Here is a 1,909-nt window from a genome sequence, read left to right on the forward strand (position 1 = left end):
GGCTTCAACGGCCTGGCGGCAAAGGTGCAGACGACGCTGAAAGACGATCCGATGTCAGGTCACGTTTTTATCTTCCGTGGGCGTAATGGCAGTCAGGTAAAGCTCCTCTGGTCTACCGGCGATGGACTGTGTCTGCTGACCAAACGGCTGGAGCGCGGCCGCTTCGCCTGGCCGTCAGCCCGGGATGGCAAAGTGTTCCTCACACCGGCACAGCTGGCGATGCTCCTTGAAGGTATCGACTGGCGGCAGCCTAAAAGACTGCTTACGTCCCTGACTATGTTGTAAGCCTCTTTATCCTGGTCGACGCTGAATGAGCCTGGTAATATACCCGGTATGAGCAGCTCACTTCCTGACGATATCAATGCACTGAAACGTCTCCTTGCCGAACAGGAGGCGCTGAACCGTGCCCTGCTGGAAAAGCTGAACGAGCGTGAACGCGAAATAGACCATCTGCAGGCACAGCTGGATAAGCTGCGCCGGATGAACTTCGGCAGCCGCTCCGAAAAAGTCTCCCGTCGTATCGCACAGATGGAAGCTGACCTGAAGGCACTTCAGAAAGAAAGTGATACCCTTACCGGTCGGGTTGACGACCCGGCCGTGCAGCGCCCGCTGCGTCAAACCCGCACCCGCAAACCGTTCCCCGAATCACTCCCCCGCGATGAAAAACGGCTGCTGCCGGCAGCGTCATGCTGCCCGGAATGTGGAGGCTCACTGAGCTATCTGGGTGAGGATGCCGCCGAACAGCTGGAGTTGATGCGCAGCGTCTTCCGGGTTATCCGGACTGTACGTGAAAAGCATGCCTGTACTCAGTGCGATGCCATCGTGCAGGCCCCCGCGCCTTCACGGCCCATCGAGCGGGGTATCGCAGGACCGGGGCTGCTGGCCCGCGTGCTGATCTCAAAGTATGCAGAGCACACCCCGCTGTACCGCCAGTCTGAAATGTACGGCCGCCAGGGCGTGGAGCTGAGTCGTTCACTGCTGTCGGGCTGGGTGGATGCATGCTGCCGGCTACTGTCACCGCTGGAAGAAGCGCTTCAGGACTATGTGCTGACTGACGGTAAGCTCCATGCTGATGACACGCCTGTCCCGGTGCTGTTGCCAGGCAATAAGAAAACGAAGACCGGGCGGTTATGGACCTACGTTCGTGACGACCGTAACGCCGGGTCAACGCTGGCGCCGGCGGTGTGGTTCGCTTACAGCCCGGACAGAAAAGGCATCCATCCGCAGACCCATCTTGCGGGGTTCAGTGGTGTACTGCAGGCGGATGCATACGCCGGGTTCAACGAGCTGTACCGGGATGGCCGGATAACGGAAGCCGCCTGTTGGGCTCACGCCCGCCGTAAAATCCACGATGTGCACGTTCGCACCCCGTCAGCCCTGACGGAGGAAGCGCTGAAACGGATCGGCGAACTGTACGCCATCGAGGCAGAGATAAGGGGAATGACGGCGGAGCAGCGCCTTGCCGAACGTCAGTTGAAAACGAAACCGCTGCTGAAATCCCTGGAAAGCTGGCTGCGTGAAAAGATGAAAACCCTGTCGCGACACTCAGAACTGGCGAAAGCGTTCGCATACGCCCTGAACCAGTGGCCGGCGCTGACGTACTATGCAGATGATGGCTGGGCTGAGGCGGACAATAACATCGCTGAAAATGCGTTGCGGATGGTCAGTCTGGGCCGCAAAAACTACCTGTTCTTCGGTTCGGATCATGGAGGAGAGCGGGGAGCGCTGCTGTACAGCCTGATCGGGACGTGCAAACTGAACGGAGTGGAGCCAGAAAGCTACCTCCGCTATGTCCTTGACGTCATAGCCGACTGGCCGATAAACCGGGTCGGCGAACTGCTCCCCTGGCGCGTAGCACTGCCGACTGAATAACACATCCCCGTCAATACGGTTCTTGCTGCACGCTTAC

The 1,909-nt window shown here is 59.1% G+C and carries 2 protein-coding genes; both read left to right on the forward strand.

Annotated features, from left to right (window positions below; genetic code table 11):
* A partial coding sequence (gene tnpB, locus HEN33_RS24750) for an IS66 family insertion sequence element accessory protein TnpB (RefSeq protein WP_032361774.1) occupies positions 1–285 on the forward strand: 285 nt, incomplete at its 5' end.
* A gap of 48 nt (positions 286–333) precedes the next feature.
* Complete coding sequence (locus HEN33_RS24755) at positions 334–1,872, forward strand: IS66-like element ISEc22 family transposase (protein ID WP_000099170.1); 1,539 nt, start codon at positions 334–336, stop codon at positions 1,870–1,872.
* Positions 1,873–1,909 lie beyond the last annotated feature (37 nt).

Source organism: Escherichia sp. 94.0001 (assembly GCF_013369155.2).
Taxonomy (GTDB): domain Bacteria; phylum Pseudomonadota; class Gammaproteobacteria; order Enterobacterales; family Enterobacteriaceae; genus Escherichia; species Escherichia coli_F.